Source organism: Actinorhabdospora filicis (assembly GCF_030269765.1).
Classification (GTDB): Bacteria; Actinomycetota; Actinomycetes; order Mycobacteriales; family Micromonosporaceae; genus Actinorhabdospora; species Actinorhabdospora filicis.
Genome location: NZ_BSTX01000001.1, coordinates 2,233,729 through 2,255,945 on the forward strand (window position 1 = coordinate 2,233,729; position 22,217 = coordinate 2,255,945).

A 22,217-nucleotide genomic window follows, 5' to 3' on the forward strand; every position below is an offset into this window, starting at 1 on the left:
CACCCGAACGGCGCCGCGACCGCCCTCACGACAGCCTGGCCACCTTGGCCGACCCGACGTCCCGCACCCCTCCGCCACCCCGTGCCGCACCACCCCGGCCATCCCCGCACCCCAGTCCGGCAGCCCGTCCCCGAAACGTGGCACGAACCCATCCATAGACCGAACCCACTCGGTATGTCGACTACAAACTTATGACCGACCTATGTAATGATGGGCCCATGACCGAGACCCAGCCCGGCCTCCGGGAGCTCCGCAAGCGCGAGACGCGCCAGAAGATCTCCGACACGGCCACCCGCATGTTCATCGAGCGCGGCTTCGACGCGGTGACCATCGCCGAGATCGCCAAGGAGGCGCAGGTCGCCAAGATGACGGTGACCAACTACTTCCCGCGCAAGGAAGACCTCGTCTTCGACATGCAGGACGAGTTCACCAGGTCCCTGGCCCGCGCCGTCCGCGACCGCCGCGTGGGCGAGTCGGCCGCCGAGGCCCTCCGCCGCGATTTCCTGGAGCGCCTGATCGACCAGGACCCCTCCATCGGCTTCACCGGTCAGCGCTTCGGCACGATGATCGCCGCGAGCGCACCCCTCACCGCCCGCCTCCGGGAGTTCTACGAGGACCGCGAGACCGCCCTCGCCGAAACCCTGACCGAGGAGACGAAGGCCGCCCCCGACGACCCCACCCCCCGGATCGCCGCCGCCCAGCTGGCCGGGACCCTCCGCGTGCTCTTCGACGACATAAAGCGCCGCAACATCGCCGGCGACCACCCCGACGCCATCGTCCACGAGGTCACCCTCGCCTCGGCCACCGCCTTCGCCATCCTGGAACGAGGCCTGGGGGACTACGCCCTCAAACGGTGAGTCCACGATGGACGAACCCCCGCCCACGGGACCGAAGCGGAGCAGCCCGGAGGCGGAGGCTGGAGCGGGCTGCGGGCTGCGGGCCGCAGGCCGAGCAGAGCCACGACTGCATCATCTGGCCGGGGCCAGGGATGAGCGGGCCAGGGGTGAGGCCAGGGCGGCGGCAGGGTCAAAGCGGCGCTGGAGATGGCCGCATTAGGCAGAGGCGGAAGTGAGGGGTCGCGGCGCACCCACACCCCTCACACCCCTCACACCCCTCACACCCCTCACACCCCTCACACCCCTCACACCCCTCACACCCCTCACACCCCTCACACCCCTCACACCCCTCACACCCCTCACACCCCTCACACCCCTCACACCTGCGGATCATGCGGCGGGCCATCGCCCCCTGCCAACCAGTGTCAGCGCCGACTCGTCATGGCGAGGGACCACCAAGCCGATCGGCCGTCGAACAGCCCTGCGCGCGTTACGCCACCCGAGGAGACCGGCTGTGCGAGCCAGCGCGCTCGAACCCAACGGCGAGGTCACTCACCAGCACGGGTGAGCTGTGTGGTTCCCGGCTCATGACCGGCTCCCACATCTGATGTCGAGGTGACCGAACGAGCCCGAGTGACTTGGCACGGTCACGACCCGGCGGCCGCGGTCAAAGCACGCGACGGACCGACCGGCACGGGCGGCCGGTACGCGACGCGAGGTCGCCGCCATTGGCACGGTCACGACCCGGCGGCCGCGGTCAAAGCACGCGACGGAGTGACCGGCCGGTACGGGCGGCCGGTGCACGACGCGAGGTCGCCGCCGATGGGCTCCTCTACCCGGGCCGGGTTCGCGGAGATCGTGGTCGCCGAGAACGCGGCAGCCGAGGCCGCGGTCAAGTCGCGGTCGCCAAGACCGATCCCTCTTCACGGCCGCCGAGGCCATGTCGGCCGGGGCCCCTCGTGCGCTTCGCGCCCGCCCGCTTCCGCAGGTTCTCCCCGACGGTTCCCGGCTCGCCCGTCTTCTCCCGCCTGTTCTCGCCCGACGGCTCTCGACTCGCCTGTCCTCTTCCGAATACCGCCGGGCCACTCCCGGGGTCGAAGTCACGGGTGTTCTTCGAGCACTCCGGGCCGGACCCACCCGGAACGCTCACGCCGTCGAGGGCCGCCCCTCACGCGTCTTCCGGCCGGAGGTGCTCGAAGGCGGCCAGGTTGCGCGTCGATTCTCCGCGTGACAGGCGCCAGCGCCATTCGCGGCGGATCGACTCGGCGAAACCGATCTCCAGCAACGGATCGAAGGACTCGTCGGCGTAGGTGAGCACCGAGCCGAGGACGCGGTCGATCTCCTCTGGCGTGATCGCGGTGAGCGGGAGGCGGCCGATGAGCCACACGTCGCCGTGGGTGTCCACTGTGAACGCGACGGCGTACATGCGGGCGTTGCGGCGCAGGAGTTCCAGGTGGAACTCCTCGCGGTTCTCGTCGGGATGGCGGATGACGAAGGCCTCCACGCGGAGGGCGTGGTCTTCGATCACGAGTCGGCAGTTGGTCACCAGCTTGTGGGTGCCGGGGAGGGTGACGACGTGGACGCCCGGGCCTCCGGGTTCCCAGTCGACGCCGAGGTCGTCGAGGATGCGGGCGAGCGGATCGGTCACCCCGACATCACAGCACAGACAGGCGGACGGTGCCCGGCTCGGGCCGATCCCGGCCGCCTGGGGCCGGAGAACTCAAACCCGGCCCTAAGCCCGGCCCCGAAGCCCCGGGTTGAAGAACAGGGCCTGGGCCCGGCCAGCCCGGGTGGGGTCAGGTCGGGCCGGGTGGGGTCAGGTCGGTCGGGTCAGGTCGGTCGGGTCAGGTCGGGCCGGGTGGGGTCGGGCCGGGTGGGGTCGGGCCGGGCCGGGGCGGGTCGGTCGGGGCGGGTCGGGGCACTCAAGCCGGGCTCTGAGGCCCCGGGCCGAAGAACATGGCTCGGGCCGAGAGACCGGTCCCTCCGCTTCACCCCGGAACGCGTCGCATCCGGCCGCCGGGCCTTCACCGGCGCCGGAAACGCACCCACGCTCTCCAGCCGACCCGAAGCGGCTCATCACCCACGGCCGCGTCCGGCCGCGAACCCATCCCGAACCCAAACTCAGCCCGGTCCCAAAGTCAGCCCGGTCCCAAAGTCAGCCCGAACCCAAGTTCGGCCCCGACCCAAGACCAGCCCCGGGCCGACTTTGGGTCGATCCCAAACTCAGGCCAGGCACAAATCAGGCCCGGTACGCATCAGGTCCGGCTACGAACCTGTACCTGTCCCACCCCGCTCAGACCCTCCGGGCCTGACGGGCGCGGCTGGCGCGCAGCATCTCGTCCGCGCGGTCGTACAGGGTCTCGCGGTAGGTGGCGAGGAGTCCGGCGGCGGTGCGGGACCACGAGTACTTCTCCGCGTGGGGGCGGGCGCCGTCGGCGAGGAGGCCGCGGAGCCCGTCTTCGCCGAGGAGGCGGCCAAGGACGTGGCCCCAGTCCTGGGCGGAGTGGCTTTTGACGAGGATCCCGGACACGCCGTCGTGCACGGCGACGGGGAGGCCGCCCACGGCGGCGGCGACGACGGGGGTGCCGCAGGCCTGGGCTTCGAGGGCGACGAGCCCGAAGGTCTCGTTGAAGCTCGGCACGCAGACCAGGTCGGCGGCGCGATAGACGTCCACGAGGGCCTGCCCGGAGCGCGGGGGCAGGAAGTGCACGCGGCGCGCCAGCCCGAGGCGGATGGCGAGGTCGTGCAGCTCGCCGGGCCGGTCGAGCCCGGTGCCGGACAGTCCGCCCACGTAGACGATGTGGGTGCGTTCGGCCAGGTGCGGGTCCTGGCGGGCGAGGACGGCGGCGGCGTGCAGCAGCAGGTCGGGGGCCTTGAGCGGCTGGATGCGTCCCACGAAGGCGATGACGCGCGCGTCGGCGGGCAGTCCGAGCGCCCGGCGTGTCGCGGTGCCGTCGCCGGGGGTGAAGCGGGTGAGATCGACGCCGGGCGGGACGACGGAGATCTTGCTGGGATCGGCGGCGTACTTGACGATGAGGTCCTCGGCCTCGGAGGGCGTGTTCACCACGAGGCGGTCGGCCTCCTCGACGACCTGCTCCTCGCCGACGACACGGGACAGCGGTTCGGGCGTGTCGCCCTCGGCGAGGAGTTCGTTCTTGACCTTCGCGAGGGTGTGGGCGGTGTGGACGAGAGGGACGCCCCAGCGGTCCTTCGCCAGCCAGCCGACGTGCCCGGACAGCCAGTAGTGGGTGTGGAGGAGGTCGTAGTAGCCGGGCGGGCGGGCCGCCTCGGCACGCAGGACGCCGGCGGTGAAGGCGCAGAGCTGGCCGGGCAGGTCCTGCTTCAGGAGCCCCTCGTAGGGACCGGCGGGAATGTGCCGGACGGTGACGCCGGGCGCGGCCATCACGCAGTCGGGCAGTTCGCTGGAGGTGGCGCGCGTGAAGATCTCCACGTCGACCCCGGCCTCGGCGAGCCGGCTGGCGACCTGGAGGACGTAGACGTTCATCCCCCCGGCGTCGCCGGTGCCCGGCTGGTCGAGGGGCGAGGTGTGCATCGACAGCATGGCGACGCGCCGGGGCGCGACCCTGTTGCGGCACAGGTGCGACACGCCGCGGCCACTACCGTGCTCCATCGAAACTCCTGCTCTCGTCCGTGCGGCCCGGTTCGCGGGCCGGTCCAATATTCATGCAATGAGCCGGTTCATGGGCCTCGCCGTGACGTCCGCCACACGTGACCCCCGTGGCAGAGTGGGCGGCGACACCGAACGGAGGGATACCCGTGAACAGGCCTGTTGCGATCGTGACCGGTGCGTCCAGTGGGATCGGCGCGGCCACCGCGCGCGCCTTGGCCGCCGACGGCTTCCACGTCGTCCTGGCGGCACGCCGGGTGGACCGGCTGACGTCGCTGGCGGCCGAGCTCGACGGTACGCCGGTGGAGTGCGATGTGACCTCGGACGACGATGTCGCGCGACTCGCCGAAACGGTCGCCGCTGAGGACGTGCGCGTGGTGGTCAACAACGCCGGCGGCGCGTTCGGTTCGGAGTACGTCGAGAACGCCGACCTGTGCGCGTGGAAGGCGATGTTCGAGGTGAACGCGCTCGGCGCGGTGCGGGTGACGAAGGCGCTGCTGCCGAAGCTGGAGGCGTCCGGCGCGGGGACGGTGGTGTTCGTGTCGTCGACGGCGGGCCTGATCGTCTACGAGGGCGGCGGCGGGTACGCGGCGGCGAAGCACGCCGAGACCGCGATCGCCGAGACGCTGCGGCTTGAGTTGTGCGGGCGTCCGGTGCGGGTCATCGAGATCGATCCGGGCATGGTGAAGACCGACGAGTTCGCGCTGGTCCGCTTCGGCGGCAACGAGGCCGCGGCCGCGAAGGTCTACGAGGGTGTCGCCGAGCCGCTGACCGCCGAGGACGTCGCCGAGACGATCCGCTGGACGTTGTCGCGCCCGCAGCACGTGAACATCGACCGGATCGTGATGCGCCCGCTGGCGCAGGCCGCGCAGCACAAGGTGCACCGGGTGACGTGAGGCCCGTCGGCGAGGTCACGCGCGGGACGACGAACGCCAATCGCCTGCGGCGCATGGACATCTGGCTCGCGCGCCGGTTCGGCCGCGTGCTGCGGACGGCGGAGGTCCCGCTGGTCGTGGACCTCGGCTACGGCGCCGCGCCGGTGACCACTGTGGAGCTGCACCGGCGGCTTTCCCGTGCGCGTGCCGACATCCGGGTCGTGGGCCTGGAGATCGAGCCGGACCGGGTGGCGCTCGGCGAGGCCGTCGCGCGCCCGCCGGGCCTGCTGTTCCGGCGCGGTGGTTTCGAGCTGGCCGGGCTGCGTCCGCTGATCGTGCGCGCGGCCAACGTCCTGCGGCAGTACCCGGAGGACGCGGTGGCCGGGGCGTGGGACCTCGTCACGGGTTCGCTGGCGCCGGGCGGCGTCCTGGTCGACGGGACCTGCGATGAGCTGGGGCGACTGGGCGCCTGGGCGGTCGTGGACCGCGCCGGGCCCCGCACGCTGACCCTGGCCGCCGACCTGTCCACTCTGGAGCGTCCGGCGTCCTTCGCCGAGCGGCTGCCGAAGGCGCTGATCCACCGCAACACGCCCGGCGAGCGCGTCCACAGTGTTCTGTCCGCTTTGGACGACGCGTGGCGCGACGCGGCGGGCTTCGCGGTGTTCGGGCCGCGCGACCGGTGGCGCCGGGCGGTCGCGGCCAGCGGCCTGCCGGTGCTGGAGCCGCCGGCGCGCTGGCGGGACGGCGTGATCACGGTGCCGTGGGACGCGGTGGCGCCCGGCCGGTAAGCCCGGCCGCTGGGCCCGGCTCAGTGCGCGAGTGGTTCGTAGCTGTTGCCTTCGGGGCCCACCGGCAGTTCGCCGTCGCCGATGGCGGCGGCGTGGAAGCGGGCGAGCAGCTCCTGTCCGGGGACCTCGCGCAGGCCGAGCCCGGCGAGCGCGGCGGCGCGCCCGTCGCGCAGGTCGCGGGCGCCGTCCTCGTGGGGTTCGTAGACGGCTTCGAGGTATTCGGTCTCGGCCTCGTCGAGGTCGATGGGGCCGATGCGCAGGCAGTCGTGCCAGTAGGGCAGGCCGATGATGAGTTCGAGGCAGTCGGAGAGGGTGTCGGCCAGGTAGACCGCGCCGCCCTCGGAGTCGGCGTAGAGCACCGGGCGGTCGTCGCCGCCGGTCCCGGCCTCGCCGATGAGGAAGTAGGTGCCGCCGCTGCCGTCGCCCGCGATCGGGGTCATGGCGGTGCCGGAGGGGAGCCGGATCGGTTCGACGTGCTCGGTGGCCTCGGGGTCGAAGTCGCCGTGCCAGAGGAGGTAGTCGCGGGCGGCCTCGGAGGCGGCGACGCGGTCGAGAAGTGACACGGCCGGACGATACCGAGGATGGGCGACATCGTGGGGGCGGGTGGCGTGATGAGGGGAGCGGCGACGGGGGGGACGGCGGCACGGCCACGGGCTCGGGCGTGTCACACGGGCAAGTGGCGGGTGGGGTGGGAGGAGAGCGCGGACGGGGTGCGCACGGTGGCCCGGCGGACGACCACCGGCGGGCGATTCTTCACGCGGCCGACGACGGGCTGAGGCCGAGCCGATGGGGGACGGCCGGGGACCCCGTGACTCGGCGACTCGGCGACTCGGCGACTCGGCGACTCGGCGACTCGGCGACTCGGCGACCGAGCATGGACCATCCACCGATGGCATCGGGTGGGCCGGTGCCACGGCCCGAAGGCCGGTTGGCGAGGTGTGCGCGGCACGAGCCGGCCAAGCCTCGCGGGGACGGGCACGCGGCACGACCCGGATGCGGCCGTGGCCGCGCGAGCACGCGGCACGACCCGGCTGGGGCCACGCGAGACGGGCACACGGCCACACGCCCCCGCTCGGGCGCTCGTCGGCCGGGCTCGCGGTGAACCGGCTGAGGCGTCGCCCGCTGGCTCACCTGGGCGGGAACCCGCATCGCGCGTAGGACTGCGGCTCCCCACCACCGCCACGCCGAAGCCGCGCCCTCGCGAAGCAAGCGCGGACGGCCCACCCGGCCACGAGACGGCTCGGCGCCGCCCGTCGGCACCGGGACGGGAACCCGCATCACGCGTAAGGCTGCGGCTCCCCACCACCACGTCGAGGCCGCGCCCTCACGAAACAAGCGCGAGCAGCCCACCCGGGACGGCTCGGCGTCGCCCACCGGCTCACCTGGGCGGGAACCACCCCACGTCGAGGCCGCACCCCCACGAAGCAAGCACGAGCGGCCCAACCAGCCACAAGACGGCCCGGCGTCACCCACCGGCTCACCCGGGCGGCAAGCCGATCGTTCCGCTCGCGTGAGGATCGCCTGATCCACGGGGAGGCGCGCGCCGGGTACCGGTACAAGGTGTGGTGACGCGGCCGAGCGGGGTGGCCTGACTCCGGCCCGCTCGTGTCGGCCCCTGGTGCCCGGCACCAGCGGCCACCCAGGCCCGCCCCCACGTCCCCTCACCCGGCCCGCGCGTGTCACCCTCCCCCATCCCCTCCGCCCTGCCTACGATCCGCGGGTGATGCTCCCACCGCGTGCCGCCTGGCTGGTTCAGGGCGGGGTTCTCCTCGCCGCCGGGCTCGTCGTCCTGCTCTTCGGGGTCTCCCTCACCACCGTTCGGGTCGCCACGGTGGTGGCGATGCTCGTGGTGGCGCGGCATCAGTGGACGCGGGCGCAGGGGGCGCGGGTCGGGCGTGTCGCGGCGGTGCTGCTCGCGGTGCTGGGGGTGGTGGGGCTGTTCAGCCCGGCGATGCCCGTTGGCCTGGCGTGGGGGTGGACGGCGGCGGGCTGGCTGGCCGCGGGGGTGGGTGGGCTGTTCACGCGGGACGCCGATGTGGTGGCGGGCTGGTGGTTGTTCGCGGGACTGGTGACGGCGACGTCGCCGTACCGGATGTTCCTGGACCTGGGCGCGTACACGGGTGGGTTCCTGGTCGTGGCGGGGTTGCTGAGCGCGTTGCGGGGGTTGTGGCGGCCGCGGGGTGTCTGGACGCGGTGGGTCGCTGGTGTGGGCGCGGTGCTGCTGTTGGCGGCCTACGGGGGGCTGGTGCTGCGCGCCGACCGGATCCGGGAGGCGCAGGACCGGCTGGCGGCGTTCTACGAGGTGCCGGTCGAGGTTCCGGCGGGCGCGCCGGGGGATCTGATCCGGGTGGCGCCGATGGAGCGGAAGGGCTCGTGGCGGATCTTGTACTGGTCACAAGATCGGTACGGGCACATGACGGTGGCCTCGGGGACGGTGTGGGCGCCGACCGAGCGGCAGGGTGTCGAGCGGGGGATCCTGGCGTGGACGCACGGGACGGTGGGGCTGGCCGCGCAGTGCGCGCCCTCCCGGAATCCCGATCCGGCGTACCGGATGCCGTGGCTGGACGACGCGCTCAAGCGCGGGTGGGTGGTGACGGCGACCGACTACGCGGGGGCGGCGGGCACGGGTGACACCGAGCGGTACATGGTGGCCGCCGATCAGGCGCGGGACGCGCTGAACTCCGCGCGGGCGGCGCGGCATCTGACCGCGACGGGCGCCGGCGACAGGCTGATGGTCTTCGGCGCGTCGCAGGGCGGGCTGGTCGCGCTGGAGGCCGCTGCGATCGCCGGTGAGTACGCCCCGGACCTGCGGTTGCAGGGTGTGGCCGCCTCGGCTCCGGCCTCGGATCTGGGCGCGATGGTCGACGCGGGCGGCGGGCTGGGCGACTGGTGGGTCGGGTCCATGATCGCGCGGGTGTACCCGGAGGTGTATCCGGCGGCGCGGCCGGAGGCGATCCTGACGCCGGAGGGCCTGGGCCGCTACCGGGAGGTCTCCACCGCCGTGTGCGACACCGACATCGTCGCGGCGATCCCGCGCGCGGTGGCGATGAGCCGCTTCGGCGCGTTCTTCGCGGTGGACCCGATGAGCGATCCGGACTGGCGGGCGGCGCTGGAGGACAACCGCGCGCCCGACATGCCGCCGGGCGTCCCGGTGCTGCTGGCGCAGGGCACCGAGGACGAGCTCGTCCCGCCGCGCTTCACCAGGTCCCTTGTGGACCGCTACTGCGCGATGGGCACGCCGGTGGCCGCGCTGTGGCTGGACGGCGTGGGCCACGACGGCTCGTCCGAGGCGGGCCCGTCGGTGCTGGAGTGGTTCGGCTCGGGATCGGTTCAGGAGAACTGCCCCTGACGTGTCGAAAACCGCGGGGCGGCTCCGACCAGTGGGCAAAGGGAGAAACGAGACAGAGGAGAGCACGATGGGTGAGCTGATCGCCTCGATGTCGGTGTCGCTGGACGGCTACATCGCCGGTCCCGGGCACGACGTGAGCGAAGTCTTCGCCTGGCACCAGGCCGAGGGCGAGGGCGTCGTCGAGCTGGCGGTGCCCGGCGGCGGCTTCACGCTGAAGCTGACCGAGAAGAACGCCGCGTGGTTCCGGCGGCAGATCGAGGAGGTGGGCGCGATCCTTTGCGGACGCGGCCTCTTCGACATGGTCGGCGGCTGGGGCGGCTCGCACCCGGTCGGCGCCCCGATCGTCTGCTGGAGCAGGGGAGGTGCGCCCGAGGGCTGGACCGACGAGCGGGTCACCTTCGTCGAGGATCTCGCCGAAGCGGTCGCGGTGGCCAAGAAGATCGCCGGGGACAAGTACGTCGGCACCGCCGGGAGCCGCTTCGTCCAGCGGCTGCTGGACGCCGGCCTGCTCGACGGCGTGGAGATGAGCGTGGTCCCGGTGGTGCTGGGCGACGGGATCCCGTTCTTCGGCCACGGCACCACCACCGTCCATTTCGGACCGCCGACGATCGAGGCCGGGGACGGCGTCACGCACCTGACCTACCGGGTGCGGCGATAGCCGAAAGGGCCGCCCGAAGGGCGGCCCTTTCAATCACGCCTCTAACTCCAGGGCCCCGGCCCCCAGCAGCGCCTTGATGTCGGCCGCCAGGGACGTCGAGGGCGTCACCCGCCACGCCGGGGACAGCCGGAACATCTTCGGGCTGGGACCGCCGCCGAGCAGCTTCACCCGCACCTCCGACTCGCCCCGGTGCGTCATCAGGGTCTCCTGGAGCTTGCGCACCAGCGACTCCGTCACGTTCTGCGCCCGCAGCGACAGCGTCACCGGACCGGCCGCGCCGTCCTTGTCCTGTGAGGACACGTCCAGGATCCGCAGGTCCTGGGCGATGAGCTGGGGCGTGCCCTCGCGCTTGTCGAGCTTGGCCTTCACGCAGCACACGAGGTCCTCGGCGAGGTAGTCGCCGACGGCCTCGTAGGTGGCCGGGAAGAAGCGGACCTCGATGCCGCCCTCCAGGTCCTCAATGGACGCCGACGCCCACAGCTTGCCCTGCTTGGTGACGCGCTTGGCGACACCGGTGAGGATGCCCGAGACCATCACCATCGCCCCGTCGGGGGCGTCGTCGGCGAACAGGGCCGCGATCGGCTTGTCGGAGTTGGCCGACAGGAGCCGCTCGTAGCCGACCAGCGGGTGGGACGACACGTACAGCCCCAGCATCTCGCGCTCGAAGGTGAGCAGGTCGCGCTTGTCCCACTCGTGCTCGGGGACGGTGAGGTCGACGCCGAGGGTGGTGGAGGCGTCCTCGGCGGCGAACATGTCGCCGAAGAGGTCGAACTGGCCCTTCGCCTCTTCCTTCTTGATCGACATCATCGCGTCGATGGCCTGCTCGTGGACCTCGGCCAGCCCGCGGCGGGTGTGCCCGAGCGAGTCGAAGGCCCCGGCCTTGACCAGGGACTCGATGGCGCGCTTGTTGCACACCACCGCGTCCACCTTGGACAGGAAGTCCTGGAAGTTCTCGTAGGCGCCCTTGTCCTTGCGGCACTTGACGATGGACGCCACGACGTTCTCACCGACGTTGCGGATGGCGCCCATGCCGAAGCGGATGTCCTCACCCACGGCCGAGAAGGAGCCGATGGAGTCGTTGACGTCGGGCGGCAGGACCTTGATGCCCATCTTGCGGCACTCGGCGAGGTAGACCGCCGCCTTGTCCTTGGAGTCGCCGACCGACGTCAGCAGCGCGGCCATGTACTCGGCCGGGTAGTTCGCCTTCAGGTAGGCCGTCCAGTAGGAGACCATGCCGTAGGCGACGGCGTGCGACTTGTTGAACGCGTAACCGGCGAACGGCAGGATCGTGTCCCAGAGGGTCTTGATCGCCTCGTCGGTGTACCCGGCGGTGATCCCGGCCTCTTCGTCCACCATGGACTTCATGCCCTCGGAGAAGCGCGCGAACTCCTTCTCCAGGACGTCCAGCTTCTTCTTGCCCATGGCCTTGCGCAGCACGTCGGCCTGTCCGGCGGTGAACCCGGCGACCTTCTGCGCGATCTTCATGATCTGTTCCTGATACACGATCAGGCCGTAGGTCGGCGCCAGGATCTCCTGGAGGGAGATCGCCAGCTCCTGGTGGATCGGCTTGACCTCCTGCCGCGCGTTCTTGCGGTCGGCGTAGTCGTTGTGCGCGTTCATCGCCATCGGGCCGGGCCGGTACAGGGCCGACACGGCCGAGATGTCGGCGAACTCGGTGGGCGCCATCCGGCGCAGCAGCTCGCGCATGGCCGAACCATCGAGCTGGAACACGCCGAGGGTGTCGCCGCGCTGGAGCAGCTCGTAGGTCGCCGGGTCGTCGATGGGGACGGTGTCCAGGTCGATGTCGATGCCCCGGTTGGCCTTCACCAGGTCGATCGCGTCGCCCATGACGGTGAGGTTGCGCAGGCCCAGGAAGTCCATCTTCAGCAGGCCGATGTCCTCACAGGACGGATAGTCGAAGCCGGTGATCATCGCCCCGTCGGCGGGCCGCGCCCACACCGGGATCACGTCGATGATCGGGTCCTTCGACAGGATGACCGCGCAGGCGTGGACGCCGGGCTGCCGGATCAGGCCCTCCAGGCCGCGCGCGGTGTCGAAGATCTTCTTGGCGTTCGGGTCGGTGTCCAGAAGGGACCGGACCTCGGTGGCCTCCTTGTGGCGGGAGTCGTTCGGGTCGACGATCCCCTTGAGGGTGATGTCCTTGCCGAGCACGGCCGGCGGCATCGCCTTGGAGATCTTGTCGGCCATGCCGAACCCGGCGGGGCCGTAGAGGATGCGGGCGGCGTCCTTCAGGGCCGCCTTGGCCTTGATGGTGCCGAAGGTGATGACCTGGGCGACCTTGTCCGCGCCGTACTTGTTGGTGGCGTAGGTGATCATCTCGCCGCGGCGGCGGTCGTCGAAGTCGATGTCGATGTCGGGCATCGAGATGCGGTCGGGGTTCAGGAACCGCTCGAACAGCAGGGTGTGCTCGATGGGGTCCACATTGGTGATGCCCAGGGCGTAGGCGACCAGGGCGCCGGCGGCCGAGCCGCGGCCCGGTCCGACCCGGATCCCGTTGGCGCGCGCGTAATTGCACAGGTCGGCCACGACGAGGAAGTAGGCGGGGAAGCCCTGCCCGTTGATGACCGACAGCTCGTACTCGGCGCGTTCGGCGTAGCCCTCGGGGAGCCCGTTGGGGAAGCGGCGTCCCAGGCCCTCGAAGACCTCGTGGTGCAGCCAGGTCTCCTCGGTGTGCCCCTCGGGCACGTCGAAGATGGGCATCCGGTTCTGGTGGGCGAAGGCGGAGTCGTAGGACTCGACGCGCTCGGCGATCAGGAGGGTGGAGTCGCAGGCGCCGGGCAGTTCGGCGTCGAACATCTCGCGCATCTCGGCGGCCGACTTCAGGTAGTAGCCGTCGCCGTCGAACTTGAAGCGCTTGGGATCGTCGAGGGTCTTGCCGGACTGCACGCACAGGAGCGCCTCGTGGGCCGAGGCCTGGTCCTGGGTGACGTAGTGGGAGTCGTTGGTGGCCAGCCAGCGCAGGTTCAGGCGCCCGGCGATGTCCTTGAGGCCCTCGCGGACGCGGTTCTCGATGTCGAGGCCGTGGTCCATGACCTCGCAGAAGAAGTTCTCCGCGCCGAAGATGTCCCGGTAGTCGGCGGCGGCCTGGAGGGCCTCGTCGAACTGGCCGAGCCGCAGGCGGGTCTGGACCTCGCCGGACGGGCAGCCGGTGGTGGCGATGATGCCCTCGGCGTGCTCGGCGACCAGCGTGCGGTCCATGCGCGGCTTGTAGTAGTAGCCCTCGATGCTGGCGCGCGAGGACAGCGCGAACAGGTTGTGCAGGCCCTGCGCGTTGCGGGCGAGCATCGTCATGTGCGTGTAGGCGCCGTTACCGGACAGGTCGTCGGAACGCTGGGACGGGTCGCCCCAGAAGACCGGCTTCTTGTGGAAGCGGTCGTGGGGGGCGAGGTAGGCCTCGATGCCGATGACGGGCTTGACCCCGGCCGACTGCGCCTGCTTGTAGAAGGCGTACGCGCCGAACATGTTGCCGTGGTCGGTCATGCCGATCGCGGGCATCTCCAGCCGCGCGGCCTCGGTGAACAGGGGTTTGAGCTGGGCGGCACCGTCCAGCATCGAGTACTCGGTGTGCACGTGGAGGTGGACGAAGGACCTGTCCGACACCGCTGATCAACCCCTCATTCGCTCCGGCCGGACCTTCACACTAGTCGGCTCCGGCGGTCCCGTCCGGGGGTGTTCCGGAGGGCACGCGGGTAGTAATCTGGGCGCACCGGACTTCTGGGGGCGGCGCATGGGCATCGGTGGCAGCATCTTCCTACTGGTTCTGGGCGCGATCCTGACATTCGCGGTGAAAAGCAGCCCGGACTGGATCTCGCTGCAGACCACCGGTGTGATCCTGATGATCGCCGGGGCCGCCGGGATCGTCCTCACACTGACCTTCTGGAAGTCGAAGAAGGCCGCCGAGTCGGCCACCGTCGAGGAGATCCGCCGGACGAACGCCGCGCGCCGCGACGCCCGCCGGGGCGAGCCGCAGAAGGCCGCGCCCGAGCCGCGCAAGCCGCAGCAGGACTGAGACGCGCCCGAGCGCGGGTCACTGTCGAGCGGCAGGAACGCGGCCCGGGCGTGTCTAACGCTCCCGCAGGATCTTCAGGTACGCCTCCCGGCTCTTCGCGCCCGGCTCCACGCCCAGCTCACCGGCCAGGACGGTCCGCATCCGCTCGTAGGTCTCCAGCGCGCCCGCCGTGTCGCCCTCGGCGTGCCGGACCTCCATCAGCAGCCGCCAGCCCTGCTCGCGCAGCGGGTGCTCGGCCACGTGCATGCGCAGCCGCGTGGCCAGCCCTCGCAGCGCGCCCACGCACAGCCGGACCGCGCACATCTCCTCAAGGGCGTCCAGCCGCGCGTCCTCGTGCGCGCGCAGGATCGCGCCGAGCCCGTGTGAGGGCGACAGCCCGACGAAGGCCGGCGCGGCCCACAGCCCGAGGGCCGCGCTGAAGGCCTCGATGGCGGGCCCCGGCTTGGGGCTGGTCCGGGCGTGCCGCACCAGCCAGTGGAACTCGTGCAGGTCGACGGCGCAGTGCGGCACGTGGAGGGCGTAGGCGCCGGGGTGGGTGCGCAGGTGCACGTCGGCGATGGGCCTGAGCATGCGCCGGACCGACGCGATGTGGGTGCGGATGTTCGCCTCGGCGCTGGGCGGCGGGTCGTCGTCCCACATCGCGGTGGCCAGGGTCGCGGTGGGGACGGGCCGGTTGGCGTTGATCAGCAGGGTCGTCAGGGCCGTCGCGGCCAGGGGCGCGCCGAACTCGATCACCCGCCCGTCGCTGCGGATGTGGACACGGTCGAGCAGATTGAATCGCACCATTTGGGTTCCCCGGGGTGGAAAAGCATTCTATGCGTGAGCATATATCTGATTCGGCGGATCATCCCGTGCGTGATCTATGCGCGTTCCGTACGTACGGCCGGAAGGCTCATGCATCGACAACCCTCTATGCAGATCTCCGAAGGGAAGGACATGCGCAGAGCACGCATCATCGCCGTCGCCGTGGCGGCGCTATTCACCGTTCTGCTGAGCACCGCCGGGACGGCGCAAGCCGAGGAGCCCTCCTACCGTGGGCAGTTCGGCATGTGGATCACCGGATTCGACGCCGACGTGGCCGCGGCGAACGGATACGAGATCGTCACCTACCCCGACGGTTCGCAGCAGTCGGTTCCGGCCGACCCCGACGACGAGACGCGCGAACCCAGCGCCGTCCTGCACCCCAACTCCACCCAGGTCGTGCACGACGAGAAGTGGGGCGACTGCGGTTACTCCTTCATCGAAGGCGACCAGGTCGCCCCGCACACCATCTGGCTGCGCAGCGGCTTCAAGGTGAACGGGCCCGCGATCGGGTTCCAGTGGACGATCGAGCTCCAGGACGAGAACGGCATCTCCTACCAGGGTGACGGTCACGGCCTGCCCGGCACCTCCGACCGCTGGGACCGGTACTGGGACGACCTGAACCAGTACGGCTGGTCCACACAGGACGTGGTCTCGCCCAGCTGGGTGCAGAAGGCCGACGGGAGCATCTGCGTCTCCTACGGCCCCGGCATCTTCTGGTACGTCACCTACTAGCGAACAGGGGCCGGGCCACCGCCCGGCCCCACCACCGATACGCGAAAGGCCGCCCGGGCGGGGCGGCCTTTCGCGTCCTGACGGTTACTGCACGGGCGGAGGCGGCGGGGTCTCGCCGTGCGCCACCTGCGGCCGGGTCTCCTGGACGCCGTGCGGCGCCTGCACGTCCTGCGCGTACGGGCTCTGGTAGCTGGGCTGCCCGAAGCTCGGCGGGCCCTGCGTGTTCTGCACCGAGGCGCGCAGGTTGGTCGTCTCCTGCTCCATGCGGCCCAGGGTCCGCTCCCAGCGCTCGCGCATCGGGGCGATGAGGCCGCCGCCGAGGCCGACCACCGCGACACCGGCGATGATCGCCAGGGCGGTGATGAACAGCGGCATGGTCACCGAGGAGCCGATGCCGACCTGGTTCAGCGCGGCGATCGCGGCGATGACGATGATGGCGATGCGGGCGACCGCGGCGATCGTCCGGCCATAGGAGACCGACGCCAGCGCGTTCGACACCAGGTCGTAGACGACGTTGGCCACGGCCATCGCCACGACCATGATGACCAGCGCGATGAACAGCTGCGGCAGCCAGGCCACGATGCCGTTCAGCAGCGTGCTGACCGGGTTGTTACCGAAGGCGCCGAAGGCCAGCTGCAAGGTGAACAGCATGATCGCGTAGAACACGATCAGGCCGACCATGGCGCTCGCGGTGTAGCGCCCGGTGAAGCGGCGCAGGCCACCCCGGTCGGCGGCCTTGTCGAAGCCGACCTTGACGAGCAACTTCACCACGAGCTTCTGCAGCAGCCGCCCGACGATCCAGCCGATGACGAGGATGGCGACGAACGCGATGGCCCTCGGTATGAAGGCCACGACCGCGTCGAGCGCGTTCTGAAAGCTCTGCGAGATGTTCATAGCCGGGAGGCTAGACCTCTCGGCCCGGATTTGGTCCTATTTGGCGCGATTCTGGGTAGATGTCGGCCAAGTCCGCCAGTTCTGCCACGCGCGGGACGGCGTCGGGCCGCGCTGTCCCTGGTAGCGCGAGCCGTAGACGGGCGAGCCGTAGGGGTGCTCGGCGGCCGAGGACAGCCCGAAGATGCAGAGCTGGCCGATGCGCATGCCGGGCCACAGCGTGATGGGCAGGTTCGCCACGTTCGACAGTTCGAGGGTGACGTGCCCGGAGAAGCCGGGGTCGATGAACCCGGCGGTGGAGTGGGTGAGCAGCCCGAGGCGGCCCAGGGACGACTTGCCGTCCAGCCGCGCGGCGAGGTCGTCGGCGAGGGTGACGGTCTCCAGCGTGGAGCCGAGCACGAACTCGCCGGGGTGCAGGACGAAGGGCTCGCCGTCCTCGATCTCGACCAGGGACGTCAGGTCGTCCTGCTGGACGGAGGGGTCGATGTGGGTGTACTTCGAGTTATTGAAGACCCGGAACCAGCGGTCGAGGCGCACGTCGACCGACGCGGGCTGGATGAGGGTCGGCTCGAAGGGGTCCAGGCCGAGGCGTCCGGCCTTGACCGCCGCGGTGAGATCCCGGTCGGACAGCAACATGCCCTGCACCCTATTTCAGGGCGCAGGGCAGTCGGCAACCGCACCTGTTTCCGTGGCGGTCAGGTCACGCGCGGTACGCGTTCCACGTGTTCAGCGCGCGGGTGGCCTGTCCGGCGGTGAACTCGTACATGCACGCGTCCGGGGTGTAGTCCATGAAGTTGTGGATGGGGTCGGTCCCGGCCGATCCGCACGAGTCGCGGGCCGCGCACTCGAACTGCGGCTCGGCCTCGGCGGGGGTGTCGGAGACGTAGTCGCCGCGACCGGAGCAGCCGCCCTCGAAGGTGTGGTAGAGCCCGAGCCAGTGGCCGACCTCGTGGGTGGCGGTGTCGCCCTCGTTGTACTGGCCGGCGGCGCCGCCGGGGACCGAGGCGTTCAGGATGACCACACCGTCGATGGAGCCGATGCTGCGGGTCGGGAAGGTCGCCCAGCCCAGCAGGTTGTCGCCGATGTTGGCCGAGTACAGGTTGAGGGTCCCGTCGCCGCCCTCGCGCAGGGCCGCCTTCATCTGCACCTCGGTGGTGGTCTCGGGGACCACGCCGTACCAGGCGGAGTTCTTGGTCCGGGTCACCTTGGTGAGGCTGAAGCGGAACGCGGTGGGCGCGCCGCCGATGGCGCCGCCGTCGTAGGCGTCGTTCAGGACGGCGATCTGGCTGGCGATGACGGCGTCGCTCACGTCGCCGTTGCCCGCGTTGTCCATGATGACGTGCCAGACGACCGGGATCGTGATCGTGGCGGACGCCGCCCGCGGCCCGGCGAGGCCGCGCGAGCGCTCGCTCAGCCGCCGGTTGAGGTCGTTCTCGCGGTTGGCCGCCTGCTTGGCGGTCAGCTCGTTGGCGTCGTGCTTGGCGCCCTTCTTGGGCCGGGCGTCGTAGGACGGGCCGAAGTCGTCGGTGGACGTCGCGTCACCGCAGCGCGCGGAGTCCGGCGCCGGGGCGGCCGCGGTCGTCGCCGAGCCGGTGAGGGCCGCGCCGATGATGAGCGCCGCCGCTCCCGTGGCGGCGATGGTGCGTCCGAAACGCTGCGGTAAAGGGAATCGCATTCTCGTCTCCTCGCCGGTGTTCACCCTGCCCGGAGGCAGTCTTGGCGGGGAGCGTACGGGATTTCCACCGACCGGGGAAGGTCCGTGCGAGAGGGCGTGAAGGCATCGGCTACAGTGGGGAGCACTCGCGGATGTAGTTCAATGGTAGAACTTCAGCTTCCCAAGCTGACAGTGCGGGTTCGATTCCCGTCATCCGCTCGGAATCAAGTACGCAGCTCAGGGCCGGTCCGCTACACGGGACTGGCCCTGATCGCGTCCGGGCCCGCTCCTCTCCTCCGCGCCCACCCGAGGGCGGCGCCGGGTGCCCGTCCGGGCAGTGCGGTCTGCCCGGGGACGAGGGGAAACCCGCGCGACCTCCGTCACACCCCATCACCGGCAAAGCGGATCTTTCTCACCTCTGCCCCTGAACCCTTCCGCCTCGGAGCGCGTACCTTGTACCGTTCCCTGGGCCGACCCCAAATCCGGCCGCACTCTCCACCCGTCATCGGTGCATACCGCGTATGTACCGTGGTGGTCAGGTGCATCTCCGGTCCACCACTTCCCGGAGCCGGTCACAGAGAGGAGACATCTGTGCGCTCTGTCCAGATTCCGTCGGGACGCGTGTCGTGAGCCTCACGCACGGAGACGTCATCGAAGCCCATGAGTGGCTCAAGGGACGGGCCGTGCGGACGCCGGTACTGCACGTCGACAAGCTCGACCTCGGCGGCACGTCCCTGTGGCTGAAGGCGGAGAACCTCCAGCACGGCGGCTCGTACAAGTTCCGCGGCGCCACCCGCGCCGTCGGCCGCACCGGCGCCCCCGGCGTCATCGCGCAGAGTACCGGCAACCACGGCTACGCGGTGGCCCTCGCCGCCAGGGCCAACGGCATGCACTGCGACATCGTGCTGCCGATGGAGGCCTCGCTCGCCAAGATCGCCCTCATCGCCGACACCGGCGCCACCGTCCACCAGGTCGGCACCACCGTCGAGGAGCGCCTGGAGCTGGTCGCCAAGCTGCACGCCGACACCGGGCACGTCATCATCGACGCCTACGACCACCCCGACGTCGTCTGCGGGCAGGGCACCGCCACCCTGGAGCTCATCCAGGACACCGACCACCTGGACGCCATCGTCGTCCCCGTGGGCGGAGGCGGCGGCGTCGCCGGCGCCGTGCTGGCCGCCGACGGCGGCATGGACGTCTACGGCGTCGAACCCGTCGGCTGCGACTCACTGCGCCGCAGCCTCGAAGCCGGTCACCGCGTCACCGTTCCCCCAGGCCCCACGCTCGCCGACGGGCTGCGCCCGTCCACGGTGGGCGCGCTGCCCCTGTCGATCCTGCGCGACACGATCGCCGGGGTCCAGCTGGTCGACGACGCCCAGATCACGCGCGCGTTCGGGGCGGCGATGATGTACGCGAAACTGCTCGCCGAACCCTCGGCCGCCGCCGCGCTCGCGGGGGCGTTCCAGCTCGCCGCCACCGGTGAGTACCGGGACATCGGCGTGCTGATCACCGGCGGCAACGTCGACGCCGGTGTCGTCTCCACCCTTCTCTCGACGTACCAGGAGGTACCGGCATGAGTGCCGTTCGTGTAGGTGTGCTCTTCGGCGGCCCCTCGGCCGAGCGCCAGGTCTCGGGCGCGTCCGCGCTGGGCGTCGCGCGCGCCATGGACCGCACCCGCTTCACCCCCGTCGTCATCGGCGTCGGCCGCGACGGCGCGTTCCACCTCCTTCCCGAGGACGTCGTCAAGGGCTTCATCGAGCAGGCCCCGAGCGCGCTGGCCATCGACGACCGCCTTGAGGTGAGCGGCCCGGTCGTGGAGTTCCGCGCCGTGCGCACCGAGGCGAAGGTCGACATCGTCCTGGACGGCCGGGTCGTGGACACCCTCGACTTCCTGTTCCCCGTGCTGCACGGCCCCTTCGGCGAGGACGGCGTCATCCAGGGCTACTTCGAGGCCCTCGGCGTGCCCTACGCGGGCTGCGGCGTGGCCGCCTCGGCGGTCGGCATGGACAAGGTCGCCATGAAGCGCGCCTTCATCGCCGACGGCATCCCCGTGACCCCGCACGTGTGGGTCGACGAGGTCAACTGGGCCACCACCGACCCCGCCGAGCTCGTCAAGGACCTCGTCCCGCCGCTCTTCGTGAAGCCGGCCAACATGGGCTCCTCGATCGGCATCAGCAAGGTCGAGGACGTCGCGGACCTGGCCAAGGCGGTCGAGGCCGCCTTCGCCTTCGACCCGGTCGTCGTCATCGAGCAGGGCGTCAATGCCCGCGAGCTGGAGACCGGCGTCCTGGGCGGCTTCAACCCCGAGGTGTGCTGCGTGGGCGAGGTGACCGTCGCCGACGGCCACTTCGACTTCGAGCAGAAGTACCGGGGCACCGAGGACCCGATGATCGTCCCCGCGAAGATCTCCGAGGAGCTGTCGGAGGAGATGCGCCACCTGGCGCTCAAGGTGTTCCGCGCGGTCGGCGGCTGGGGCCTGGCGCGCGTCGACTTCCTCTACGACGACGCCGCCGGGAAGGTCTACGTCAACGAGCTGAACACGCTCCCCGGCTTCACCGCGCACTCCATGTACCCGAAGGTGTGGGCCGCCTCGGGCGTGACCTACCAGGAGCTCATCACCCGGCTCATCGACCTGGGCTTCGAGCGGCACGAGCGCTACTCCGGGAAGAGGAACGCCGGGTGATCCTGCTGTCCGACCCCCGCGTCGCGGCCGTCCCCAGCCGCGACAACGGCGAGGCGATGGTCGATCTGCGCGAGGTGCCGGAGATCCGCCTGGACGGCCGTTACGCCGACCCCGACGGCTGGTACGCCCGCATCCGCGAGGCCGTGCTGGACAAGCTGCTGCGCGCGCAGGCGATGCTGCCCGACGGGATGCGGCTGCTGATCACCGAGGCCTACCGGCCCCCGGCACTCCAGCGGAAGTACTTCGAGGGTTACAAGGACAAGCTGCGCGCGGCCAACCCCGGCTGGGACGAGGCCCTCCTGCACGTGGAGGCCTCGAAGTTCGTCTCCCCGCCCGAGGTCGCCCCGCACGGCACCGGCGGCACCGTCGACCTGACCCTCTGCACGCCGGACGGGGTGGAGCTCGACATGGGCACCGCCGTCGACGCCAGCCCGGTCGACTCGCGCAACCGCTGCTTCACCGCGTCCCCGGACGTCATCGGCGAGGCCCGCCGCAACCGCGACGCGCTGTCGAAGGTGCTGCTGGGCGTGGGCATGGTCAACTACCCCACCGAGTGGTGGCACTGGTCCTACGGGGACCGCTACTGGGCGCTCTCGCTGAACGCGACGCACACCCGGTACGGGCCCGTCGAGCTGTGAGGAACCGCTGGCTGGCCGCCGGTGCGCTCTGCGCGCTGGCGGCCGCCGTCGTCTACGTCCTCTCGGTGTGGACCTGGACCGGGCAGGTCGTGGAGAACCGCGCGCTCGACCGGGCGATGGGTCCCGGGCCCGCGACGGACCTGGCGCTGGCCGCGCTGAGCCTGGTGGGCTCGCCGCCGCTGATCCTGGCCGCGTTCGCGCTGATCGCGCTCACCGGCGCGCTGACCCGCACGGCTTCCGCGCGGCGGCGGGTGCGCTTCGGCGTGGCGGGAGCGGGCGTGGCGATGCTGTCGGTGGCGATCACCGAGGTCCTCAAGTACGGGCTGCCGCGGCCGCTGCTGGACGACGCGGGCGCACCCCTGCACAACTCGTTCCCGTCGGGCCACACGACCGTCGCGGCGGGCGTCGCCTTCGGGCTGATGCTGGCACTGCCGCCGCGCCTGCGCGTCCCGGCGATGCTGCCGCTGGGCGCGGCGGTCGCCCTGATCGGCGGGCTGACGGTGCTGACCGGCTGGCACCGGGTCAGTGACATCGCCGGGTCGGTGCTGGTCTCGGCGGCGCTGTTCTGCGCGGCGGGCGCGTGGCTGGGGCTGCCGGAGACTCTTCAGAAAGGGGAGTCCCGGGAGACGCCCGACACGCCCTAGGCTGGTT

The 22,217-nt window shown here is 71.2% G+C and carries 19 protein-coding genes and 1 tRNA gene; 12 read left to right on the top strand and 8 right to left on the bottom strand.

The annotated features are described in order from the left end of the window. Positions 1-218 precede the first annotated feature (218 nt). On the top strand, positions 219-857 hold the full coding sequence (locus tag QSK10_RS10510; RefSeq protein WP_285662447.1) for a TetR/AcrR family transcriptional regulator: 639 nt from the start codon (positions 219-221) through the stop codon (positions 855-857). Between the two features lie 1,147 nt (positions 858-2,004). Here the strand turns inward: QSK10_RS10510 and QSK10_RS10515 are convergent. Together QSK10_RS10515 and mshA are read right to left on the bottom strand one after the other, a co-directional pair. Next, complete coding sequence (locus QSK10_RS10515) at positions 2,005-2,484, bottom strand: type III secretion system chaperone family protein (protein ID WP_285662448.1); 480 nt, start codon at positions 2,482-2,484, stop codon at positions 2,005-2,007. A gap of 645 nt (positions 2,485-3,129) precedes the next feature. Next, positions 3,130-4,467: a D-inositol-3-phosphate glycosyltransferase gene (gene mshA, locus QSK10_RS10520; RefSeq protein WP_285662449.1), complete on the bottom strand. Its 1,338-nt coding sequence runs from the start codon at positions 4,465-4,467 to the stop codon at positions 3,130-3,132. A gap of 146 nt (positions 4,468-4,613) precedes the next feature. Between mshA and QSK10_RS10525 the strand changes: the two genes are divergently transcribed. Further along, positions 4,614-5,360, top strand: a complete 747-nt coding sequence (locus QSK10_RS10525; RefSeq protein ID WP_285662450.1) for an SDR family oxidoreductase — start codon at positions 4,614-4,616, stop codon at positions 5,358-5,360. Between the two features lie 53 nt (positions 5,361-5,413). Beyond that, positions 5,414-6,127, top strand: a complete 714-nt coding sequence (locus tag QSK10_RS10530) for a class I SAM-dependent methyltransferase (protein ID WP_285662955.1) — start codon at positions 5,414-5,416, stop codon at positions 6,125-6,127. A 20-nt stretch (positions 6,128-6,147) separates the two neighbouring features. On the opposite strand, the gene QSK10_RS10535 is transcribed toward QSK10_RS10530, so the two are convergent. Then, the gene (locus QSK10_RS10535; RefSeq protein ID WP_285662451.1) at positions 6,148-6,690 is read right to left on the bottom strand and encodes a hypothetical protein; all 543 of its coding nucleotides are present in this window, start codon (positions 6,688-6,690) and stop codon (positions 6,148-6,150) included. A gap of 1,160 nt (positions 6,691-7,850) precedes the next feature. On the opposite strand from QSK10_RS10535, the gene QSK10_RS10540 reads away from it, so the two are divergent. Continuing rightward, positions 7,851-9,476 (top strand): lipase family protein, encoded by a 1,626-nt coding sequence (locus QSK10_RS10540; protein ID WP_285662956.1) that lies wholly within the window; start codon positions 7,851-7,853, stop codon positions 9,474-9,476. A 67-nt stretch (positions 9,477-9,543) separates the two neighbouring features. After that, positions 9,544-10,134 carry a dihydrofolate reductase family protein gene (locus QSK10_RS10545; RefSeq protein ID WP_285662452.1) on the top strand — a complete coding sequence of 197 codons (591 nt, stop codon included), beginning with the start codon at positions 9,544-9,546 and terminating at the stop codon, positions 10,132-10,134. Positions 10,135-10,167: 33 nt separating this feature from the next. Here QSK10_RS10545 and dnaE read toward each other — a convergent pair whose 3' ends face one another. Beyond that, positions 10,168-13,755: a DNA polymerase III subunit alpha gene (dnaE, locus tag QSK10_RS10550; protein ID WP_285662453.1), complete on the bottom strand. Its 3,588-nt coding sequence runs from the start codon at positions 13,753-13,755 to the stop codon at positions 10,168-10,170. Positions 13,756-13,882: 127 nt separating this feature from the next. Here dnaE and QSK10_RS10555 point away from each other — a divergent pair, with 127 nt between their 5' ends. Then, positions 13,883-14,164 carry a DUF6458 family protein gene (locus tag QSK10_RS10555; protein ID WP_285662454.1) on the top strand — a complete coding sequence of 94 codons (282 nt, stop codon included), beginning with the start codon at positions 13,883-13,885 and terminating at the stop codon, positions 14,162-14,164. Positions 14,165-14,218: 54 nt separating this feature from the next. Here the strand turns inward: QSK10_RS10555 and QSK10_RS10560 are convergent, their stop codons facing one another. Next, positions 14,219-14,950, bottom strand: coding sequence for an AfsR/SARP family transcriptional regulator (locus QSK10_RS10560; protein WP_285662455.1), 732 nt, complete (start codon positions 14,948-14,950; stop codon positions 14,219-14,221). A gap of 150 nt (positions 14,951-15,100) precedes the next feature. On the opposite strand from QSK10_RS10560, the gene QSK10_RS10565 reads away from it, so the two are divergent. Beyond that, positions 15,101-15,700, top strand: coding sequence for a hypothetical protein (locus QSK10_RS10565; RefSeq protein ID WP_285662456.1), 600 nt, complete (start codon positions 15,101-15,103; stop codon positions 15,698-15,700). 84 nt (positions 15,701-15,784) lie between these two features. Here QSK10_RS10565 and QSK10_RS10570 read toward each other — a convergent pair whose 3' ends face one another. From QSK10_RS10570 to QSK10_RS10580, 3 genes are all read right to left on the bottom strand, one after another. Continuing rightward, on the bottom strand, positions 15,785-16,594 hold the full coding sequence (locus tag QSK10_RS10570) for a mechanosensitive ion channel family protein (RefSeq protein WP_285662457.1): 810 nt from the start codon (positions 16,592-16,594) through the stop codon (positions 15,785-15,787). Positions 16,595-16,630: 36 nt separating this feature from the next. Further along, the gene (dcd, locus tag QSK10_RS10575; protein WP_285662458.1) at positions 16,631-17,227 is read right to left on the bottom strand and encodes a dCTP deaminase; all 597 of its coding nucleotides are present in this window, start codon (positions 17,225-17,227) and stop codon (positions 16,631-16,633) included. Between the two features lie 64 nt (positions 17,228-17,291). Continuing rightward, a complete protein-coding gene (locus QSK10_RS10580; RefSeq protein ID WP_285662459.1) occupies positions 17,292-18,266 on the bottom strand; it encodes a zinc metalloprotease in 975 nt (324 codons plus the stop codon). 127 nt (positions 18,267-18,393) lie between these two features. On the opposite strand from QSK10_RS10580, the gene QSK10_RS10585 reads away from it, so the two are divergent. The 5 genes from QSK10_RS10585 (at position 18,394) to QSK10_RS10605 (ending at position 22,210) form a co-directional block, all read left to right on the top strand. After that, a tRNA-Gly gene (locus QSK10_RS10585) sits at positions 18,394-18,464 on the top strand. A gap of 407 nt (positions 18,465-18,871) precedes the next feature. Continuing rightward, on the top strand, positions 18,872-19,822 hold the full coding sequence (locus QSK10_RS10590; RefSeq protein WP_285662460.1) for a threonine ammonia-lyase: 951 nt from the start codon (positions 18,872-18,874) through the stop codon (positions 19,820-19,822). Beyond that, a complete protein-coding gene (locus tag QSK10_RS10595) occupies positions 19,819-20,928 on the top strand; it encodes a D-alanine--D-alanine ligase family protein (protein WP_285662461.1) in 1,110 nt (369 codons plus the stop codon). Before QSK10_RS10590 ends, QSK10_RS10595 begins: the two co-directional genes overlap by 4 nt. After that, positions 20,925-21,566, top strand: a complete 642-nt coding sequence (locus tag QSK10_RS10600; protein ID WP_285662462.1) for a M15 family metallopeptidase — start codon at positions 20,925-20,927, stop codon at positions 21,564-21,566. Before QSK10_RS10595 ends, QSK10_RS10600 begins: the two co-directional genes overlap by 4 nt. Then, positions 21,563-22,210, top strand: a complete 648-nt coding sequence (locus QSK10_RS10605; protein ID WP_285662463.1) for a phosphatase PAP2 family protein — start codon at positions 21,563-21,565, stop codon at positions 22,208-22,210. Before QSK10_RS10600 ends, QSK10_RS10605 begins: the two co-directional genes overlap by 4 nt. Positions 22,211-22,217 lie beyond the last annotated feature (7 nt).